This is a genomic window from Rahnella sp. GSA61A, assembly GCF_019969905.1.
Classification (GTDB): Bacteria; Pseudomonadota; Gammaproteobacteria; order Enterobacterales; family Enterobacteriaceae; genus Rahnella; species Rahnella aceris.
Genome location: NZ_JAHXYO010000032.1, coordinates 23573 through 43093, shown reverse-complemented (window position 1 = coordinate 43093; position 19521 = coordinate 23573). Strand labels below are relative to the sequence as shown.

General features: G+C 53.0%; 19 protein-coding genes. 5 read left to right on the top strand and 14 right to left on the bottom strand.

The features are described from left to right. Positions 1-165: 165 nt before the first annotated feature. The gene (gene tpiA / locus LC431_RS24950) at positions 166-933 is read right to left on the bottom strand and encodes a triose-phosphate isomerase (RefSeq protein WP_119262197.1); all 768 of its coding nucleotides are present in this window, start codon (positions 931-933) and stop codon (positions 166-168) included. A gap of 127 nt (positions 934-1060) precedes the next feature. Then, positions 1061-1669, bottom strand: coding sequence for a DUF1454 family protein (locus LC431_RS24945; RefSeq protein WP_013577592.1), 609 nt, complete (start codon positions 1667-1669; stop codon positions 1061-1063). Positions 1670-1827: 158 nt separating this feature from the next. On the opposite strand from LC431_RS24945, the gene LC431_RS24940 reads away from it, so the two are divergent. After that, positions 1828-2250, top strand: coding sequence for a DUF805 domain-containing protein (locus LC431_RS24940; protein WP_013577591.1), 423 nt, complete (start codon positions 1828-1830; stop codon positions 2248-2250). 16 nt (positions 2251-2266) lie between these two features. Here the strand turns inward: LC431_RS24940 and fpr are convergent, their stop codons facing one another. Further along, positions 2267-3013: a ferredoxin--NADP(+) reductase gene (fpr, locus tag LC431_RS24935; RefSeq protein WP_112152574.1), complete on the bottom strand. Its 747-nt coding sequence runs from the start codon at positions 3011-3013 to the stop codon at positions 2267-2269. Between the two features lie 323 nt (positions 3014-3336). Here fpr and emrD point away from each other — a divergent pair, with 323 nt between their 5' ends. Then, positions 3337-4530, top strand: coding sequence for a multidrug efflux MFS transporter EmrD (gene emrD, locus LC431_RS24930; RefSeq protein WP_223510421.1), 1194 nt, complete (start codon positions 3337-3339; stop codon positions 4528-4530). A gap of 56 nt (positions 4531-4586) precedes the next feature. Here the strand turns inward: emrD and glpX are convergent, their stop codons facing one another. The 3 genes from glpX to LC431_RS24915 form a co-directional block, all read right to left on the bottom strand. Further along, the gene (glpX, locus tag LC431_RS24925; RefSeq protein WP_013577588.1) at positions 4587-5597 is read right to left on the bottom strand and encodes a class II fructose-bisphosphatase; all 1011 of its coding nucleotides are present in this window, start codon (positions 5595-5597) and stop codon (positions 4587-4589) included. A 143-nt stretch (positions 5598-5740) separates the two neighbouring features. Beyond that, entirely contained in the window at positions 5741-7264 is a 1524-nt protein-coding gene (gene glpK, locus LC431_RS24920) for a glycerol kinase GlpK (RefSeq protein ID WP_013577587.1), read from the bottom strand. A 45-nt stretch (positions 7265-7309) separates the two neighbouring features. After that, the gene (locus LC431_RS24915) at positions 7310-8158 is read right to left on the bottom strand and encodes an MIP/aquaporin family protein (RefSeq protein ID WP_013577586.1); all 849 of its coding nucleotides are present in this window, start codon (positions 8156-8158) and stop codon (positions 7310-7312) included. A 577-nt stretch (positions 8159-8735) separates the two neighbouring features. On the opposite strand from LC431_RS24915, the gene zapB reads away from it, so the two are divergent. Next, on the top strand, positions 8736-8975 hold the full coding sequence (zapB, locus tag LC431_RS24910; protein ID WP_013577585.1) for a septal ring assembly protein ZapB: 240 nt from the start codon (positions 8736-8738) through the stop codon (positions 8973-8975). 64 nt (positions 8976-9039) lie between these two features. Here zapB and rraA read toward each other — a convergent pair whose 3' ends face one another. From rraA to priA, 7 genes are all read right to left on the bottom strand, one after another. After that, positions 9040-9525, bottom strand: a complete 486-nt coding sequence (rraA, locus tag LC431_RS24905) for a ribonuclease E activity regulator RraA (protein ID WP_013577584.1) — start codon at positions 9523-9525, stop codon at positions 9040-9042. Between the two features lie 120 nt (positions 9526-9645). Then, a complete protein-coding gene (locus LC431_RS24900) occupies positions 9646-10572 on the bottom strand; it encodes a 1,4-dihydroxy-2-naphthoate polyprenyltransferase (protein ID WP_121020205.1) in 927 nt (308 codons plus the stop codon). A 94-nt stretch (positions 10573-10666) separates the two neighbouring features. Next, entirely contained in the window at positions 10667-12001 is a 1335-nt protein-coding gene (gene hslU / locus LC431_RS24895) for an HslU--HslV peptidase ATPase subunit (RefSeq protein WP_013577582.1), read from the bottom strand. 12 nt (positions 12002-12013) lie between these two features. Further along, the gene (hslV, locus tag LC431_RS24890) at positions 12014-12544 is read right to left on the bottom strand and encodes an ATP-dependent protease subunit HslV (RefSeq protein WP_015690599.1); all 531 of its coding nucleotides are present in this window, start codon (positions 12542-12544) and stop codon (positions 12014-12016) included. Between the two features lie 115 nt (positions 12545-12659). Continuing rightward, the gene (gene ftsN / locus LC431_RS24885) at positions 12660-13601 is read right to left on the bottom strand and encodes a cell division protein FtsN (RefSeq protein WP_071823634.1); all 942 of its coding nucleotides are present in this window, start codon (positions 13599-13601) and stop codon (positions 12660-12662) included. A gap of 99 nt (positions 13602-13700) precedes the next feature. Continuing rightward, the gene (gene cytR / locus LC431_RS24880) at positions 13701-14729 is read right to left on the bottom strand and encodes a DNA-binding transcriptional regulator CytR (protein ID WP_015690598.1); all 1029 of its coding nucleotides are present in this window, start codon (positions 14727-14729) and stop codon (positions 13701-13703) included. Between the two features lie 203 nt (positions 14730-14932). Continuing rightward, complete coding sequence (gene priA, locus LC431_RS24875) at positions 14933-17128, bottom strand: primosomal protein N' (protein WP_015690597.1); 2196 nt, start codon at positions 17126-17128, stop codon at positions 14933-14935. Positions 17129-17329: 201 nt separating this feature from the next. On the opposite strand from priA, the gene rpmE reads away from it, so the two are divergent. After that, positions 17330-17542, top strand: coding sequence for a 50S ribosomal protein L31 (gene rpmE / locus LC431_RS24870; protein ID WP_013577577.1), 213 nt, complete (start codon positions 17330-17332; stop codon positions 17540-17542). 170 nt (positions 17543-17712) lie between these two features. Here the strand turns inward: rpmE and metJ are convergent, their stop codons facing one another. Further along, on the bottom strand, positions 17713-18030 hold the full coding sequence (gene metJ, locus LC431_RS24865) for a met regulon transcriptional regulator MetJ (RefSeq protein WP_004392248.1): 318 nt from the start codon (positions 18028-18030) through the stop codon (positions 17713-17715). Between the two features lie 330 nt (positions 18031-18360). On the opposite strand from metJ, the gene metB reads away from it, so the two are divergent. Continuing rightward, entirely contained in the window at positions 18361-19521 is a 1161-nt protein-coding gene (metB, locus tag LC431_RS24860) for a cystathionine gamma-synthase (RefSeq protein WP_013577576.1), read from the top strand.

Genomic DNA, 19521 nt, shown 5'->3' with positions numbered 1-19521 from the left:
GGGGGCAGTGAGATTGATAATACCGAGAGCTTGTGAAAGTTCCATTTAAAAAGGGTCCATGATGAGCATGAACCCTTTTTACACGAGCCACCGGATCGGTCAACTGATCCTTAAACGATCGGCATTAGGCATGCCGGGGTTTTTTATTGCGCAGAAGAAACAGGCTTACGCTTGTTTAGCTTCAGCAGCGGCTTTCACGATCACAGCGAAAGCGTCTGCTTTCAGTGATGCGCCGCCAACCAGTGCGCCATCGATGTCTGGCTGGGTGAACAGTTCAGCAGCATTTGCAGCGTTAACAGAACCGCCGTACTGGATGATAACTTGTTCAGCAACCGCAGCATCTTGTTTCGCGATGTGGTCACGGATGAATTTGTGAACAGCCTGAGCCTGAGCCGGGGTGGCAGATTTGCCGGTACCGATCGCCCAAACAGGTTCGTAAGCGATGACTGCGCCTTCGAATGCTTTCGCACCCAGAGTGCTCAGAACCGCGTCCAGTTGTTTAGCGCAAACGGCTTCAGTTTTGCCTGCTTCGTTTTCTGCTTCGGTTTCACCGATGCACAGAACAGGAGTCAGACCCGCTTCTTTCAACACGCCGAATTTTTTCGCGATGAACTCATCACTTTCTTTGTGGTAAGTGCGGCGTTCTGAGTGACCGATGATGATGTATTGCGCACCGATGTCTTTCAGCATGTCGGCAGAGATTTCACCGGTGAATGCGCCAGACAGGTTAGCATCAACGTTCTGAGCACCCAGCGTAATACGGCTGCCAGCCAGAGCGTGTTTAGCCTGTGACAGGTAAACTTCTGGTGGAGCAATTGCAACGCCACAACCTACAACTGTGCTCAGTTCAGTACGCAGAGCAGCAATCAGTTCGTTAACCATGTGGGTGCTGCCGTTAAGCTTCCAGTTACCCATCACTAATGGATGTCGCATGTTTTTTCCTCCAAAAGGGGACGCGAGTGTCGATTAAAATTTCTGCCAAATAAGCAGATTACCTGTGCAACAGTATAGAGATCATTGGTCATAAAGGCTTTGCTTTTTGTCATTAAAAACCGTCATCTCACGGCTCAGCAAGCGCCAGCTTGACCGGCTCAACGGCGAATGTCAGTCCTTTTTCGCCATTGTCTGAAATGACAAAACGCACCGCGCCTACCTCCTGCTTATAAAACTGCTGACCTTTTCCTTTTTCGATCAGAGAAGCGACTCTTGCCACGCTTTGCTCGGTGGATAATGTGGCGTCGAACTGACGCATCAGGTTAGCCATATAGCTTATCGCCAGCGTGCGTGCGGCCTTTTCTTCAGCCCCCTGAATCGGCAGATAGGTGATTTGCAGCGTTTTGATTTTACCGGTGCCTTTTTCCAGTGCGGTCGAGGCATACAGGTTTTCATTAATCTTGCTGGCGGCGCGGGTCAGGGAACTGTTTGGAGATTTATCACTGATCGACCGGAACTCGCCAATCTGCTGGGTCGGATTGGCTTCATTGTATTTGGCGCGAAAATTGATCAGTGTCGTTTCAAAGGTGGGTGCGCCAGCAAGCAGGTAAGGGGCTTTTGGCATCTCCTCTGCGCCAGAGTGATCGACCGGCGGATCGGCGAGTGCACTATTCTGGCAAGCGAGCATAAGCAGCGCGGGCAGCGCCAGTCGTAATAAGGATTGAGCAACAGTCATAGGGCGTTTCTTATTTTGTTTCAACAGTCCGATTAAAGCGGGGAACGGGGGGTAATGTCAAAAGGAGTGCGTAAAGATTCTCGTCATCGCTGCCCGTGAGTTACACTCCGCCTGTTTTAATATTTTACTCCCCTTGTACTTTACGGAACGGACTGCCAATGACGTTACAGCATGCACTGTTTTCTTTTAACGGCCGCCTGGGCCGCCGCGATTTCTGGCTCTGGATGGTTAGCTGGTTGATTCTGATGGTGGTTGATTTCTTTTTTGCCGCACAGGAATGGATTACCTATCAGTCCGCCGGATTCGCGCTGGTGGTTTTACTGTGGCCGACTGCCGCAGTGTTGGTGAAAAGATTGCATGACCGCAATAAATCGGCCTGGTGGGCGCTGCTGTTTGTGCTGGCGTGGATGCTGGTGGCGGGTAACTGGGCAGCGGCGATGCCGCAGACGTGGAGCTGGGTTCTGGGCCGGCTCGCGCCATCAGTGATTTTCATCATGTTGCTGATCGACTGCGGCGGTTTTACCGGCACACCGGGCGCAAATCGCTTTGGCCCGGAACCGGACGACGTTAAATTCCGCTAGTTTCGCGGTAACAGACTTACCAGTAATGCTCGCTGGTCATATGGCCAGGCTTACGTTTGAGATGTTTGCGCATACCCCGCGTGTCTTTCAGTACTTGCTGGGTATCGCGAACCATCTGCGGATTGCCGCACAACATCACGTGGCTGTCCTCTGCCAGCATCTTAAGGCCGACAGCCGCTTCCAGTGCGCCGCTTTCAATCAGCGCAGGCACGCGACCGGTCAGCGAACCGGAAATCTCCTCGCGACTGACCACGGTCTGGATATGGAGTTTGCCCTCATAACGGCGTTGCAGTTGCTGCATTAATGGCAGATAGCTGAGATCCGCTGCAAAGCGTGCCGCGTGAACCAGAACAATATTCTTGAACCGCTCCAGTCCGATGCCTTCCTGCAAAATAGACAGATACGGCCCGATAGCGGTACCGGTTGCCAGCATCCACAGGGTCGCGCATTCAGGCACTTCTTCAACCACGAAAAATCCGGCGGCTTCTTTGGTGATGTTGATTTCGTCACCGGGCTGCATCACGTGAAGCCGCGGGCTGAGTTTTCCTTCCGGCACATTCACCAGATAAAACTCCAGTTCGCCGCTGGAGGGTGGGTTTACATAGGAATACGCGCGCTGCACCCGCTCGCCGTCAATATCCAGCGAAAGTTTGGCGAACTGGCCAGCGGTAAAAGGATCGATGGGCGCATTGACCGTGATGCTGAACAAATTGTCTGTCCAGTGCTCAACTTTTTTGACTTTTCCTGTCACCCAATCAGCCATAAAAAACTCCCGTGGTTTCTGATTTCTTCATGTAGTGAGAAATATGAATTGCAAAATTATGTCCTGATTTTATTTCAAATTTTCCGAATCCCGTATCGGTTAAATGTTATCAGCCTGTTCATCACCCGTTAGCCAATATCGATTTTCGTACACCCTGCGTTACACATGTGGTTCCCGCTGCTGCCAGTACAGGTTGAGAAGAGTTTCCTACAACACTCGCTTATTCATATTAATTTGTTAACTTATGCGCCGCTGTAGTCTGGCTGAATTTACTGGTTATTTGTTCTGCACTTTTCCAATCTTATTTGATAATGAACTGAAAAATGAAAAATCTGGAAAATATCCACCTGCTTATCATGCTCATTTTGCTGGTGGCTGTCGGGCAAATGGCACAAACCATTTATGTGCCGAATATCGCGGACATGGCCACCAGTCTGGCCGTGAAACCGGGCGCGGTACAGCGGGTGATGGCAGCCTATCTGCTGACATACGGCGGCTCGCAACTGGTTTACGGCCCGCTTTCCGATAATATTGGCCGTAAACCGGTGATCCTCACCGGCCTGATGATTTTCCTGATTGGTGCGGCGGGAGCGATGATGTCAACGAGCCTGAATATGCTGATCGCCTTTGCAGCCATTCAGGGGTTGGGCACCGGCGTGGCGGGCGTAATGGCGAGAACCATGCCGCGTGATCTCTACAGAGGCGGCGCGTTGCGCCATGCCAACAGCCTGCTGAACATGGGCATTCTGATCAGCCCGCTGCTGGCGCCGGTGATTGGTGGCGCACTGTCTGCGTGGTTAGGCTGGCGGGCCAGTTTTGGTTTCCTGCTGATTCTGTGCGCCGGTGTGGCGTTTTCGATGTACCGCTGGTTGCCGGAAACTCGTCCGGAATTCACTGCCGACCATCCGCCGCGCAACATGCTGGGCAGCCTGCGTTTATTACTGGCCGACGCCAATTTCAGCCGCTATCTGGTGATGCTGGTCGGTGCACTGGCCGGTGTGGCGGTGTTTGAAGCCAGTTGCGGTGTGCTGATGGGCGGCGTCCTCGGGCTGAGCGGTGTGATGGTCAGCGTACTGTTTATCCTGCCGATCCCTGCTGCCTTCTTTGGTGCCTGGTATGCCGGGCGGGCGGAGAAAAGTTTCCAGCAACTGATGTGGCATTCGGTCATCAGTTGTCTGCTGGCCGGTCTGGCGATGTGGATCCCTGGCTGGCTGGGTATCATGAATATCTGGACGCTGGTGGTGCCGGCTTCGCTGTTTTTCTTTGGCGCTGGCATGTTGTTCCCGCTGGCGACCACCGGTGCAATGGAGCCTTTCCCGTATCTGGCGGGCGCGGCCGGTGCGCTGGTTGGCGGATTGCAGAATATGGGGTCAGGGCTGGTAGCATGGATGTCGGCGATGTTGCCGCAAACCGGTCAGTTCAGTCTCGGGTTACTGATGTTTGCGATGGCATTGCTGATTTTACTGTGCTGGTGGCCGATGTCGAACCGTAGCCAGCATGAAGGACATACTGCCTGATGGTGCAAAAGCAGGGCGCTGATGGCCCTGCTTTTTGATGACCGGAAGGAAGTTGATCAGATAATAAATTCGTGCAGCGCAGCGTCTTTTCGGTCGAGGTAATGGGTCGAGCGGATACGGCGAATGGTGCGGGATTTTCCGCGGATCAGCAGCGTCTCGGTGGTCGCCATGTTTCCCTGACGGCTGATGCCTTCCAGCAGGTCGCCTTTGGTAATACCGGTCGCGGAGAAAATCACGTTATCGTTACGCGCCATATCATCCAGCAGCAGCACTTTACCGGCCTCGATCCCCATCGCTTTACAGCGCGCCAGCTCTTCTTCGCCGATACGACGGTTTTCCGGTGTATCGCCTTTCACATCATGACGCGCCAGCAAACGGCCCTGCATATCGCCATCCAGCGCACGGATCACCGCAGCGGAAATCACGCCTTCCGGCGCACCGCCGATGCCATACAGCACATCCACTTCACTTTCCGGCATGCAGGTCAGGATTGTCGCCGCCACATCGCCGTCCGGGAATGCGAACACACGCACGCCTGACGCCAGCATTTCGCGGATGGCGTCGTCGTGACGGGGTTTTGCCAGAACAGCGACGGTCAGTTCGGTCAGCGGTTTATCCAGCGCTTTAGCAATATTGGCCAGATTCTCTGCCAGCGTCAGTTCGAGATTAATCGCGCCTTTGGCACCCGGCCCGACGGCGATCTTTTCCATGTACATGTCGGGTGCATTGAGGAACGAACCTTTGTCGCCAACTGCCAGCACAGCCAGCGCATTGGACTGGCCCATGGCGGTCATGCGTGTACCTTCAATAGGATCGACCGCGATATCCACCGCGTCGCCGTTGCCGGTACCGACTTTTTCACCGATATACAGCATCGGCGCTTCATCAATCTCCCCTTCGCCAATCACGATAGTGCCGTCGATATCGACTTTATTGAGCATGATGCGCATGGACTGAACGGCAGCGTTATCGGCAAGGTTTTTATCGCCACGACCCAGCCATTTGTAACCGGCGAGCGCGGCAGCTTCGGTCACGCGGGAGAACTCGATTGCTAATTCACGTTTCATTGGAAAGCCTGTAGAAAGAAAAAAAGAGGTCGGTGAGGCGAGGCTCATCTGTGGCGCAGATTTTAGCACAACGGGAAAGGTGCATAAAAAAACTCCCCGGATGGGGAGTTTCAGAAAGGGGTGTTGGCGATAATATCTGGCGATTACTCGTCGTGATCTTCCCACGAACGAACGCGTGCCACCGCTTTTTGCCAGCCTTTATAGCGGACATTACGTTCCGTCGTTTCAATGCTTGGGCGGAATTCACGTTCGATGGTCGCTTTGCTGCGCACTTCTTCCAGGTCGTTCCAGAAGCCGACGGCCAGACCTGCCAGGAAAGCAGAACCCAGCGCGGTGACTTCCAGCACTTCAGGGCGCTCAACGCGGGTGCCAAGAATGTCTGACTGGAATTGCATCAGGAAGTTGTTGGCCACCGCACCGCCGTCCACACGCAGTGCCTGCAGACGAGCGCCCGAGTCTGCCTGCATGGCATCCAGTACGTCGCGGGTCTGGTAAGCGATAGATTCCAGCGTCGCGCGGATGATGTGGTTGCTGTTCGCACCACGGCTCAGACCGAAGATTGCGCCGCGGGCATACGGATCCCAGTAAGGGGCGCCGAGGCCGGTAAAGGCAGGCACTACGTAAACGCCGTTCGTGTCTTTCACTTTCATGGCGAAATATTCGGAGTCAGTTGCGTCGCTGATCAGCTTCAGTTCATCACGCAGCCACTGAATGGACGCACCGCCGACAAACACAGCCCCTTCCAGCGCGTAGTTGACTTCGCCGCGCGGGCCGCAGGCGATGGTAGTCAGCAGGCCATTTTTAGAGGCGACCGCTTCAGTACCGGTATTCATCAGCAGGAAGCAGCCAGTGCCGTAGGTGTTTTTCGCCATACCCGGTTGTACACACAGCTGACCATAGAGCGCCGCCTGCTGGTCACCTGCGATGCCAGCGATAGGAATACGCGTACCGCCTTTACCACCAATGTTGGTCTGGCCGTAAATCTCAGAAGAAGAGCGAACTTCCGGCAGCATTTCACGTGGAATATCCAGCACTTCCAGCATGCGCTCATCCCATTGCAGATCATGGATGTTGAACAGCATGGTACGCGAAGCGTTGGTGTAATCCGTCACGTGAACACGTCCCTGCGTCATTTTCCAGACCAACCAGGTGTCGACGGTGCCGAACAGCAGTTCGCCGCGTTTAGCGCGTTCGCGAGAGCCTTCAACGTTGTCGAGGATCCACTTCAGTTTGGTGCCGGAGAAGTAAGGGTCGATAACCAGGCCGGTGTTATGGCGAATGTATTCTTCCAGACCGTCTTTTTTCAGTTTTTCGCAGATGTCAGCAGTTCGGCGACATTGCCAGACAATCGCGTTATAGATTGGCTTGCCAGTTTCTTTTTCCCACACGATGGTGGTTTCGCGCTGGTTGGTGATACCGATACCGGCAATCTGATCGGAGTTAATGTCGGCTTTCGCCAGCACTTCCACCAGCACCGAGCTTTGCGATGACCAGATTTCCATCGGGTCGTGCTCAACCCAGCCTGACTTAGGGTAGATCTGGGTGAATTCGCGTTGTGACACGCTGACGATATTGGCATCGTGATCCAGCACTACCGCGCGTGAACTGGTTGTACCCTGGTCGAGTGCAACAATGTATTTTTTTTCGTGAGTCGTATCTGCTGACATAATATTCATCCTGCGAATGAGTAAGCTGTGGAACAGTTTAGCCGATCAGGCCTTACGCTGTTTGGATGGCTGAGGTGCTTTTTCTTCTGCCGGCTCATTAATCTGATTTGGCAAATGGCGGCCGATCAGCGCTTTATACGCGATGGCACCCAGAGAAGCACCGAGCAGCGGGCCAAAAATCGGCACCAGGAAATAAGGAATATCGCGCGCGCCGGTGAAGGCAACCTTGCCCCAGCCAGCGAAGTAGGCGAAGACTTTCGGACCAAAGTCACGTGCCGGGTTCAGGGCGAATCCGGTCAGTGGCCCCATGGAGGCACCGATAACCGCGATCAGGATACCGATCAGCAATGGCGCCAGCGGACCACGTGGAATGCCGTTGCCGTCATCGGTCAGGCCGAGGATCAGCGCCATCAGAATGGCCGTAATCACCGTTTCTACCAGAAACGCCTGCAATACGCTGATGTGCGGGTTTGGATAGGTAGAGAAAATACCGGCCAGATCCAGACTTTCGACGCTGCCGCGCACCATGTTGTGGCTTTGCTCAAAATCGAAGAACAGGTTGTAGTAAAGGCCGTAGACCAGTGCGGCGGCGCAGAAAGCTCCCGCGACCTGCGCAATGATGTAAGGCAGAACTTTGCGTCCTTCAAAGTTTGCAAACAAACAAAGTGCGACGGTCACCGCCGGATTCAGGTGTGCGCCGGAGATGGCGGCAGTCAGGTAGATGGCCATTGCCACACCCAGACCCCAGATAATACTGATTTCCCACTGACCAAAGGTTGCCCCGGCAAGTTTCATTGCTGCGACACAGCCCGCACCAAAGAAAATGATAAGCCCGGTACCCAGAAACTCAGCGATGCACTGACCTTTTAATGTGGAACTCATGGTTTGGCTCATAGTTTGATCCTGCTAAGGATGATGTTAATGGTTAGTTATAATTTTTCTGTTATGTCGTTTGTCAACGTAATCGGATTTTGGCGTTCATCATTAAATGAGAACGTAATGTGAATTTATCGTTAACGAGCATAAACGAGAAATAGCGAAATCAAATTTTGTGTGTCGCGTCATAAAAATGAGCGATTTCGCGTATTGCTGGAACTTGATGCAGCGCAAAAAGTCCATGATTTAACATTTTCAGCCGCCATTTGTGACAAACGAACATCAACATGCCTTCCCGCGCAGCGGCTAAGGTTATTCGGCATTAAACAGTATTTCTGGTGTGTGACGCTGCTTTTTAAGCATTTCCTGATACCCGGCGCTGTTAAATTGCAACAGACTGCGTGGATAAAGGGGTTGCGGGTAGACAGAACAAAGCTGGCTACATACAATCACCCGTTAAGACACACGCTGGTTTTGCGCAATTCTCTGATGAATTCGTTATAAAAATCGACGGAGTGCAGGAATTTTTGAGCCGTGTCCGGACGATGCGGCAGAACATAAGATGTGCGCCTTGCGAACATAAGGGGACCGAAAAATGTCATTTGAAGTATTTGAGAAATTAGAAGCTAAAGTTCAGCAAGCGATTGATACCATTACTCTGTTGCAGATGGAAATCGAAGAACTGAAAGAGCAGAACAACACCCTGTCTCAGGAAGTTCAGCAAGCCAGCGGCAACCATGAGTCTCTGGTGCGTGAAAATGCGCAGCTGAAAGAAGAACAACACGTATGGCAGGATCGTCTGCGTGCATTGTTGGGAAAAATGGAAGAAGTTTAATTACTTCATATTCCAAATAAAAAAGGACGCCTTGGCGTCCTTTTTTGTTGTGCTCAGAAGGAAATCACTCAATATCGAGCGGGTCTTCGGACAGCACGATACCGGTATTATCGGCATAAAGATGGTCGCCGGAGAAGAAGGTGACGCCGCCGAAATTGACACGAATGTCGCTTTCGCCAATCCCTTCACTGCCTGCGCCAGCCGGGATAGCCGCCATCGCCTGGATACCCAGATCCAGCTCTTCGAGATCATCAACCTGACGGACTGCACCGTAAATCACGATGCCTTCCCATTCGTTTTGCAATGCAAGGCGTGCCAGTCCGGCATCCAGCAGTGCGCGACGAACAGAACCGCCACCATCGATCACTAATACACGGCCACGGCCATTTTCTTCCAGCAGGTCATAAAGCAAGCCATTATCTTCGAAGCATTTCACGGTGGTGATTTGCCCGCCAAATGAAGTACGGCCGCCAAAGTTGGAGAACAAGGGTTCAACGACATTCACTTCTTCATGGTAGATGTCGCAAAGTTCGGAAGTATCGTATTTCATAGGATTTCATCTGGTTGCTGCATGAGTGTTCAGTATATCCCTTTCCGGCGGATGTTGGCAAAATCATCAATTGTTAAATGTGAAAAGCGACCTGATAAACGCACATCAGGCCAACTTTACTCAATTGAGCAACAGACCCACTGCAAACAAGACGTTAGTCAGCAACGCGGTTTTTACCATATGTTCCAGCAACGGGCGGACTTCAGTGGATGTTGTCGATTTCATCACCCGTATCAGATGTTTTGCCAGCATTGGGATCGCCAGGATAAACAGCCAGCCGGTCCAGTGAGGCAGGTGCAGGGCGGAGAAAATCACCAGACACAGCACGGCGGCGGTCAGAATGATGGCGTGATAGCGTCGTGCGTTAACCGGCCCGAGGCGAACCGCCAGGGTATTCTTGCCGTTGGCGCTGTCGGTTTCGATATCGCGCAAATTATTGATATTGAGTACCGCAGTGGACAGCAAACCTGTCGCCGTCGCCGGAAGCATTACGATCCAGTCGAAATAGCCTGCCTGTAAATAAAACGTCCCTGCGACACTGATCCAGCCGAAGAAGATCAGCACGGAAATATCGCCAAGTCCCATGTAGCCATAAGGTCGTGTGCCGACGGTATAGGTAATGGCGGCGCCAATCGACAGCAAGCCGAGGATCAGAAACCCGACCACGTCACTAGGCTTATGACAGGCCACGGCAATAAGCGCAGTACCGCAGATAAGGGTCAGCGCGATGGTCAGGATAATCGCGCGCTTCATCTGCCCGGCGGTAATCAGGCCCTTTTGCATGCCGCGTAAGGGCCCGACGCGTTCCGGCGTGTCACTGCCTTTCTCGGCATCGCCATAGTCATTCGCCAGATTTGACAAAATTTGCAAACAGCCCGCAGTCAGCAGCGCCAGTAGTGCAATGAGCGGATGGAAAACGCCTTGCAGGCTGGCAATGGCAGAACCCATAACGATAGAAGCAAACGCCAGTGGCAAGGTTTTCGGGCGCAGGCTTTCGAGCCAGGCGCGGGCGGGTGTTGTCGGAGTGAAAGGCGTGATTGTGCTCATAGGTGATTTCTCAGGTGAAGAATCAGTCCGAAATCTAAAAAAATCAGGGAGGCAAACGCCTCCCTGAAGATCACTTTCGGAACGTATGAGCAAATTATAAGATAAAACGGCTCAGATCTTCATCAGCTACCAGCTGGTCAAGGTGGCTTCTAACATAATCTGCATCAATGTTTATGGAGATACCGTTGCTTTCGCTGGCATCGTAAGAGATATCTTCCATCAGACGCTCCAGAACGGTATGCAGACGACGCGCACCTATGTTCTCGGTGGTTTCGTTCACCTGCCATGCGGCTTCCGCAATACGGCGGATACCGTCAGCGGTGAAATCAATGGTTACGCCTTCGGTCGCCATCAATGCTTTGTACTGATGAGTCAGCGAAGCACTTGGCTCGGTCAGTATGCGTTCGAAGTCTTCAGTCGACAGCGCCTGCAGTTCCACACGAATAGGCAGACGACCCTGCAACTCAGGGATCAGGTCTGACGGGCTGGCCGTCTGGAATGCGCCGGAAGCGATAAACAGAATGTGATCGGTTTTCACCATGCCGTGCTTGGTAGACACCGTACAGCCTTCCACCAGAGGCAGCAGGTCACGCTGAACACCTTCGCGGGAGACGTCCGGGCCTGAACTCTGGCCGCCACGTTTACAGATTTTGTCGATCTCATCGATAAACACGATGCCGTGTTGCTCAACGGCCTCGATTGCCTGTTCTTTCAGATCTTCCGGGTTCACCAGTTTCGCGGCTTCTTCTTCGATCAGCAGCTTCAGCGCTTCTTTGATTTTCAGTTTGCGCGGTTTCTGTTTCTGAGCACCCATGCTCTGGAACATCGACTGCAACTGATTGGTCATTTCTTCCATACCCGGAGGGGACATGATTTCCACGCCCATCGGGCCGGATGCCAGGCTGATTTCAATCTCTTTGTCGTCGAGCTGGCCTTCACGTAGTTTTTTGCGGAAGTTCTGGCGTGCAGCAGAAGGTTCCTGCGCTTCGTCAGGTTGTCCCCAGTTGTTTTTCGCTGGCGGGATCAGCACATCCAGAATACGTTCTTCGGCCAGTTCTTCAGCACGATAACGGTTTTTCTCAATAGATTGCAGGCGCACCATTTTTACGGCGGAATCGGTCAGGTCGCGGATAATTGAATCCACTTCTTTACCGACGTAACCGACTTCCGTGAATTTAGTCGCTTCTACTTTGATGAACGGCGCGTTAGCCAGCTTCGCCAGACGGCGGGCAATTTCGGTTTTACCGACACCGGTCGGACCGATCATCAGAATATTTTTCGGGGTGACTTCGTGGCGCAGCGCTTCATCAAGCTGCATCCGGCGCCAGCGGTTACGCAAAGCAATAGCCACGGCGCGTTTCGCTTTATCCTGGCCAATGATGTAACTGTCTAACTCGCTGACGATCTCGCGCGGGGTCATCTCAGACATAATTTTCGATCCTTACGCTTTAGAAGACAATTCTTCGATAGTGTGGAATTGGTTGGTGTAGATGCAGATGTCACCGGCGATGCTCAGCGATTTTTCGACGATGTCGCGCGCTTCAAGCTCGGAGTTTTCCAGCAACGCGCGTGCAGCAGCCTGGGCATACGGGCCACCGGAACCAATGGCAATCAGATCGTTTTCAGGCTGGATAACGTCACCGTTACCGCTGATGATAAGCGAGGCGTTTTCATCGGCCACGGCCAGAAGGGCTTCCAGACGGCGTAACATACGGTCGGTACGCCAGTCTTTTGCCAGTTCAACGGCGGCTTTCACCAGATGACCCTGGTGCATTTCCAGTTTGCGTTCGAACAGCTCAAACAGCGTGAAGGCATCAGCCGTGCCGCCAGCAAAGCCCGCGATCACTTTGTCGTTATACAGGCGACGTACTTTTTTGACGTTGCCCTTCATGACGGTATTTCCCAATGTGGCCTGGCCATCACCACCGATAACGACCTTGCCGTTGCGGCGTACACTTACAATTGTTGTCACGAGCGGTTCCTCGTTGCAGACGGAAAAGATCCCCGCAGGTTTGCGGGACACTGAACGTGTCTCACAAACTTACGGGGCATATTGAAAGTATAGATTGGGGAAGGATTACGGGTTTTCAACCCCCGGTTGCGACGGGAATGCAACCGGAGATGCCAGCGCCTTTGAGGCGCGATAGTGTGCTGTCAGCACCAGAACGGCTGTTGTACGGGCCGATGACGACGCGACTCCAGCCACCGCCGGTGGTGATCCGGCCTTCAAAACCTTCGAATGCCAGCTTGGCGCGCTGGGATTCCGCCTGCTCAGATCCTTTGAACGAACCGCACTGAACCACAAAGCGCTGGGTTTTTTCCTGTGCTTTCGGTTTTTCCGGCTCAGCCTGGGTAATGGTGGCTGGCTGTTGCGGTTTCGGTGCTTCTTTCACCGGCTCTTTCACTTGCGGCTTCGGTTTTGGCTGAACGGGTTGCGTTTGCACCTGGGCCTGAGGCGCACGTACCGGCTGCGTTTGCGGCGTATACGTTGGCTGTGGCTGAACCTGACGCGGCTGAGTTACCGGCTGCTGCTGCGCGTACGTCGGCTGCTGTTGCTGAACCTGACGTTGAGTATGCGCCGGTGCCTGCGTGGCCTGATTCGGGTCGTTATACGGCACTTCAGACAACTGTGTTGGTGTCTGGCGCATATCGGCCTGCATCTGTTCGAGAAGCTGGCGCTGTTCAGGCGTCAGTTGTGTTTTGGATTCGACCTGTCCGCCCGCCGTCGGTTCTGTCGGCGTGGTGACGCCCATCTGGCGGTTTTCCAGTTCTTTAATGTAGCGCCAGCGTTCTTCTGGCTTAGGTGGCAATCCATTACCCGGACGGACAGCGTGCGTCGGCAACACTGTCGCTTCTTCATGTTTATTGTGCGCAATAAAATAGAGGCCACCGACAAACACCACCAGTACCGCAACGGCTAACACCACCATGGTTTTGGAGATCGTTGTGGAACTGCGTTTTTTACTCCGGCTGGTACTTTTCCGCCGCGCTCCTGAGCGCCCACGGCTTACATAGTCTCTTTGTGCCACTATCGTTTCGCTGTGTCGTGATGAATGAAGAAGTGCGTCATGTTACTCAACCCTGAACATTTACTGAAATTAAAACTGTTGAACAGCATAAAATCGGACTCACGCTTTTGGGGCCGCAGTGCTTTCCCGCACCACCAGCTCGCTATCAAGCAGCAGCGAACCGTTTTGTACCGGATTTCCCTGTAACTGCTCAAGTAATAATAACATGGCCTGACGGCCAAGCTGGAATCTCGGCTGCGCAACGGTCGTCAGCGGAGGATCGGTATACTGGCTGGCCTTGATGTCATCGAAGCCGACAACCGACAAATCCTGCGGAATGCGCAGACCCATTTTTTTCGCCTGGAACATGGCACCAATCGCCATCACATCGTTGTGGCAGAAAATCGCCGTCGGCGGCACGGGCAGAGCCATCAACTCGGTGACGGCTTGCGCCCCCGATTCATAGCTGAAATCGCCATGAATGGTCAGCTTGCTCTCGACGCTCAGTCCGTTGCGGCGCAGCGCCTGCACATAACCTTGTGAACGGTACTGGCACAATGGCATATGCTTTGGCCCGGCGATGCAGGCAATACGCTGATGCCCCAGCTTGAGAAGATAATGCACAGCTTCGAACGCGGCCGTCAGGTTATCAATGTGGACTGTCGGCAGTTCAAGTTCCGGCGCAAATTCATTCGCCATCACCATCGGCGGCAGATTGCGTTGTTCTTCTTTGCTGGCATCGAAAGGTAAATCAGAGCCGAGCAGCAGCATTCCGTCAATTTGCTTGGTAATGATCAGATTGATAAAGGTTTTCTCTTGCTGATTTTGCTGAGCACAATCACCGATCAACACCAGATAACCGCTTTCGGCGGCCGTGCGCTCGATCCCCTGGATCAGATCGGCGAAAAACGGATCGCAGATGTCGGGGACGATCACCAAAATAGTGCGTGATTCATTACGCTTCAGGTTGCGGGCCAGGGCATGAGGAGAATAACCGACGGCCATGACGGCCTGATCAACTTTCTGGCGAGTCGCGGCGGAGACTTTCTCCGGATTCATTAATGCACGGGATACGGTTGCTGTTGAAACGCCTGCCTGTTCAGCCACATCTTTCATTGTTGCGGCGGGTAATTCTTTCTTGTGCTCCAACGTCTCTCTCCTTGCAACAGCATCAAACTGAGACAACAACATCAACATTCCTCACCTGGCTACGCATGATGTGTAGCTCATCACATTCTAAACAGAATGTGAGTAGGATTTGTTACCTAATTTGCATTAAAAGTGTGACCCAGATGCTTTTTTCGATGCATCACGCAAAAAACCTGACTATTCACGCAAATTCGCTTTTGGAATCAGCTGTCAATCGGATCGACATCCAGTGTCCATTTCACTTTTTTGGCTTGCGGCAGACTTGAAATCAGCGGCTGAGAGCTTTTGATCAGATGCTGCAAAACGCGCCGTGAAGGATGCTGCAATAAAAGCTGCCAGCGGAAACGTCCGCTGCGTTTGGCTTGTAAGGCAGGAACCGGCCCCAGGATCCACAGCGAATCATCTTTCAGCGGACTGGATTCGAGCAGATTACGTAACTGCTGAAGGAACAGCGCAGATTGCTGATTATCGTGGTCTTCCGAGCGGATCATAATGTGGCTGGTATAAGGAGGAAGGAAGACGCTTTTGCGCTCCGCCAGGGTCTGTCTGGCGAACTCGTCGTAGCCCTGCTGCAACAGCACCTGTAACAGCGGATGTTCGGGATGGTGAGTTTGCAATACGACTTCACCCTGTTTGCCTGCACGTCCGGCACGGCCTGAAACCTGCGTATAAAGCTGGGCAAAGCGCTCGGCAGAACGGAAATCTGCCGAGAACAGCGCGCCGTCGACATCCAGCAATGACACCAGCGTAACATCAGGGAAGTGGTGCCCTTTTGCCAGCATTTGTGTGCCGATAAGAATACGTGCGCCGCCACGATGGACTTCATTCAGATGCTGTTCCAGCGAACCTTTCCGGCTGGTGGTATCGCGGTCAATGCGCGTGATTGGCGTATCCGGGAACAACGGCGCCAGTTCGTTTTCCAGCTGTTCTGTACCGACGCCGACCGAGACCAGTTGTGTTGAGCCGCAATGCGGACACTGATGCGGCACGGCGCGCTGACTGTCACAATGGTGGCAACGTAACTGACGCTGATTCTGGTGCAGAGTGTAATAGTGGTCACAGCGCTGACATTCGGCTATCCAGCCACACTCATGGCAAAGCAGGGCAGGCGCATAGCCGCGGCGGTTGAGGAACAGCATCACCTGATTATCGGCTTTCAGATGTTCCTGCATTTTCTGGATCAGCGGTTGAGACAGCCCGACTTTCAGCTGCAACCCTTTTAAATCCAGCAAATTCTGACGGGCGAGTTTGGCATTTCCGGCACGTTTGGTCAGTTTGAGCTGACGATATTTCCCCAGTTCAACATTGTGCAGCGTTTCCAGCGCCGGGGTTGCCGAGCCCATAATAATCGGGATATTTTCAGCGTGAGCGCGGTACACCGCCAGATCGCGGGCGTGGTAGCGCCAGCCTTCCTGCTGCTTATAAGAACTGTCGTGTTCTTCATCAATGATAATGACGCCGAGGCGCGCAAACGGCGTAAACAGCGATGAACGGGTGCCAATGACGATGCCCGCTTCGCCATTGCGCGCCCGCAGCCAGACGGCGAGGCGTTCGCTGTCGTTCAGGCCGGAGTGCAGCACATCCACCGGCGCACTGAAACGTTCGCGAAAACGTGCGATGGTTTGCGGCGTCAGGCCGATTTCCGGCACCATCACCAGCGCCTGCCGACCCTGCGCCAGAATGTTTTCCAGCACGCTCAGATACACTTCGGTTTTACCTGAGCCGGTTACACCGGCCAGCAACCAGGCGGAAAATTGCTGATCTTCACTGCGGATCGCGCCGACGGCGGTGGCCTGCTCGGTATTGAGTCGTAAACGTTCGCCGATCACCGAGAAATCCTGGCGCCAGTCGTGCGTGGCGGGCGCAATACTGCGTAAATCCGTCAGCCCTTTGGCTCGTAATGCCTGCAGGGCCGTATCGGTAAGATCAAGATCGGCAACCTGATGACGATACAACGGTTTTTGCATCAGTGCTGCCATCGCCTGCTGTTGTTTTGGCGCACGTTTGAGACTGTCGAGCGGCGTAGCGCGCCCCTCCTCGGTGGCGAACCATTGCCACAGCGGTGTAAGCTCAGCGGCTTTCCCCTGACGTAACAACACCGGCAGCGCATGGAACAGCACTTCGCCTATCGGGTAATGGTAATAGTCGGCGGCCCAAAACAAGATGCGCCACAGATCAGGGGTAAACAGGCTGGAGCTGTCGAGGACTTCCCGCACCGGTTTCAGTTTCTCCAGGCCAAATTCGCTGAAGTCGCTGACCTGAGTGACGATGCCAATGGCGTCGCGTTTTCCGAAAGGCACACTGACCCGGCAACCCTTTGAAACCTGCATATCAGGCGGCAACAGATAGTCGAAAGTACGGGCGAGCGGGACGGGTAAAGCAACGTGGGCAACAGGCATTGGGGGTCCAGACTATAAAAAAATGACGAGATAGTGTACACTGTGTCCTTCGAAATGCATGAACATGATTGCGCGGTTGTCAGAGATTCTGTATGATTCGCCGCCTTTGGTGCATTTCGTACTCAAAGCCTATCATCCACTACGCGTGGTGTCTGACAGAACAGGGTTGGATAGCGACGCGGCCTTAAGAAGAGGTTTTCCATGAAACAAGGTATTCACCCTAAATATGTAGAAGTTACTGCAACTTGCTCATGCGGTAACGTTATCAAAACTCACTCAACTGTGGGTCACGATCTGAACCTGGACGTTTGTGGCGAATGCCACCCGTTCTACACTGGTAAGCAACGTGAAGTGGCTACCGGTGGTCGCGTTGACCGCTTCAACAAGCGTTTCAGCGTTCCAGGCAGCAAATAAGCTTCGCTTGAGAGCAAAAAAAGGCGCCTTTGGCGCCTTTTTTGTTACCTGTCGTTTGACGTCCCGCCAGATAAAATGCCCGTTCCCGCACTCTCTTTCTTCGCGCAGATACTGAAAAAACGCGCGACGGGAGCCGCACGGTCTTTCAGCACATCTTTGCGATGTTGCGATCAGTATTCCCAGGTATCAGGATCCACACCCAGTTCACGCATCAGGATCTTCGCCGCTTCCGGTATTTCGTCACTGCGTTCTTTACGCAGGTCTTCGTCATTCGGCAAAGGCTGACCGGTGAAGGCGTGCAGAAAAGCCTCACACAATAATTCACTGTTGGTCGCGTGACGCAGGTTGTTTACCTGGCGACGGGTGCGTTCATCGGTGAGAATTTTGAGGACTTTCAGCGGAATGGATACCGTGATTTTCTTAACTTGTTCGCTTTTCTTACCGTGTTCAGCGTAAGGGCTGACATATTCGCCGTTCCACTCAGCCATGGGACACCTTAAATTTATCAAAAAATAAAATTCTGAAAACCGCGTGATTATGCCCGATTTTCACTGTTCTCACTAAGTAAATGTCGGAATTTAACAGGGACATTTCACGTTTTTCCCTGCGGCACTGTTCATTTTGTTACCTTGAGCTTACGTCTCCCGGCACGACAGATCTGCCTGACATCTTCATTAACGCCATAATTTTAGCGGGTATTGCGCTGTTGCTCAATCTATACGCAAAGAAGTTTAGATGTCCAGATGTATTGACGTCTATAAATCCGGACGTTACTCTTTATATCCTCATCCTTCGCAATTCGTCAGGAAGAAACGATTATGACGCACAAGCAAGCCACCATTGCCGTGGGCAGTGGCCTGAACAATGATCAGCAATATGGTTGTGTAGTTCCGCCAATCTACCTTTCCAGTACCTATAACTTTGAAGATTTCAATCAGCCAAGAGCCCATGACTATTCACGTCGCGGCAATCCGTCACGGGATGTTGTCCAGCGTGCGCTGGCTGATCTGGAAGGCGGCGCCGGTGCGGTTCTGACCAGCAGCGGTATGTCAGCCATTCATCTGGTGTGTACGGTCTTTCTGAAACCTGGCGATTTACTGGTTGCGCCGCACGACTGCTACGGCGGCAGTTACCGGTTGTTCGACAGCCTGAGCAAACGTGGCGCGTATCGCGTGCTGTTTGTGGATCAGGGTGATCCACAGGCGCTGGCCGATGCGCTGAAAGAAAAACCGAAGCTGGTGCTGATTGAAACGCCGAGCAATCCTTTGCTGCGTGTGGTGGATATTCAGGCGATTTGCGACGCGTCCCGCGCCGCCGGTGCCCTGACAGTGGTGGACAACACCTTCCTGAGTCCGGCGTTGCAAAATCCATTGCAGCTTGGTGCGGATTTAGTCGTCCATTCATGTACTAAATATCTGAACGGGCATTCTGATGTGGTCGCCGGTACGGTAATATCTAAGACCGCAGAACATGCGACAGAACTCGCCTGGTGGGCGAACAACATTGGCGTTACCGCTGCGGCCTTTGACAGCTATCTGTTATTGCGCGGTTTGCGCACGTTAACGGTTCGCGTGAAACAGCAACAGGAAAATGCACTGGCAATTGTTGCTTATTTACAAAAACAATTGCAGGTCAAAAAGCTGTATCATCCGTCGCTGCCGGAAAACCAGGGACATGAAATTGCCTGCCGCCAGCAACGTGGCTTTGGTGCCATGATCAGTTTTGAATTTAACGGAGATGAAGCTCAGTTGCGCCATTTCCTGAAAGAATTGAAGTTATTTACCCTCGCAGAATCACTGGGAGGCGTCGAAAGCCTGATTTCTCATACCGCGACCATGACACATGCTGGCATGGCGCCGGAAGCGCGCAAAGCCGCCGGGATTTCTGACAGCTTGCTCCGTATTTCTGTAGGTCTTGAAGACAGCGAAGATTTGATTGCTGATCTGGAAAATGCATTCCAGTCAGTGGCAACGAGGTAA

What these genes read in the sequence shown, in the direction of transcription:
- fpr (WP_112152574.1), bottom strand. Translation starts at nt 3,013, where the DNA reads ATGGCTGATTGGGTGACAGGAAAAGTCAAAAAAGTTGAGCACTGGACA.
- glpX (WP_013577588.1), bottom strand. Translation starts at nt 5,597, where the DNA reads ATGAAACGTGAATTAGCAATCGAGTTCTCCCGCGTGACCGAAGCTGCC.
- LC431_RS24900 (WP_121020205.1), bottom strand. Translation starts at nt 10,572, where the DNA reads ATGAGCACAATCACGCCTTTCACTCCGACAACACCCGCCCGCGCCTGG.
- hslU (WP_013577582.1), bottom strand. Translation starts at nt 12,001, where the DNA reads ATGTCTGAGATGACCCCGCGCGAGATCGTCAGCGAGTTAGACAGTTAC.
- LC431_RS24945 (WP_013577592.1), bottom strand. Translation starts at nt 1,669, where the DNA reads ATGACTGTTGCTCAATCCTTATTACGACTGGCGCTGCCCGCGCTGCTT.
- emrD (WP_223510421.1), top strand. Translation starts at nt 3,337, where the DNA reads ATGAAAAATCTGGAAAATATCCACCTGCTTATCATGCTCATTTTGCTG.
- LC431_RS24915 (WP_013577586.1), bottom strand. Translation starts at nt 8,158, where the DNA reads ATGAGCCAAACCATGAGTTCCACATTAAAAGGTCAGTGCATCGCTGAG.
- zapB (WP_013577585.1), top strand. Translation starts at nt 8,736, where the DNA reads ATGTCATTTGAAGTATTTGAGAAATTAGAAGCTAAAGTTCAGCAAGCG.
- tpiA (WP_119262197.1), bottom strand. Translation starts at nt 933, where the DNA reads ATGCGACATCCATTAGTGATGGGTAACTGGAAGCTTAACGGCAGCACC.
- metB (WP_013577576.1), top strand. Translation starts at nt 18,361, where the DNA reads ATGACGCACAAGCAAGCCACCATTGCCGTGGGCAGTGGCCTGAACAAT.
- priA (WP_015690597.1), bottom strand. Translation starts at nt 17,128, where the DNA reads ATGCCTGTTGCCCACGTTGCTTTACCCGTCCCGCTCGCCCGTACTTTC.
- rraA (WP_013577584.1), bottom strand. Translation starts at nt 9,525, where the DNA reads ATGAAATACGATACTTCCGAACTTTGCGACATCTACCATGAAGAAGTG.
- metJ (WP_004392248.1), bottom strand. Translation starts at nt 18,030, where the DNA reads ATGGCTGAGTGGAACGGCGAATATGTCAGCCCTTACGCTGAACACGGT.
- LC431_RS24940 (WP_013577591.1), top strand. Translation starts at nt 1,828, where the DNA reads ATGACGTTACAGCATGCACTGTTTTCTTTTAACGGCCGCCTGGGCCGC.
- rpmE (WP_013577577.1), top strand. Translation starts at nt 17,330, where the DNA reads ATGAAACAAGGTATTCACCCTAAATATGTAGAAGTTACTGCAACTTGC.
- glpK (WP_013577587.1), bottom strand. Translation starts at nt 7,264, where the DNA reads ATGTCAGCAGATACGACTCACGAAAAAAAATACATTGTTGCACTCGAC.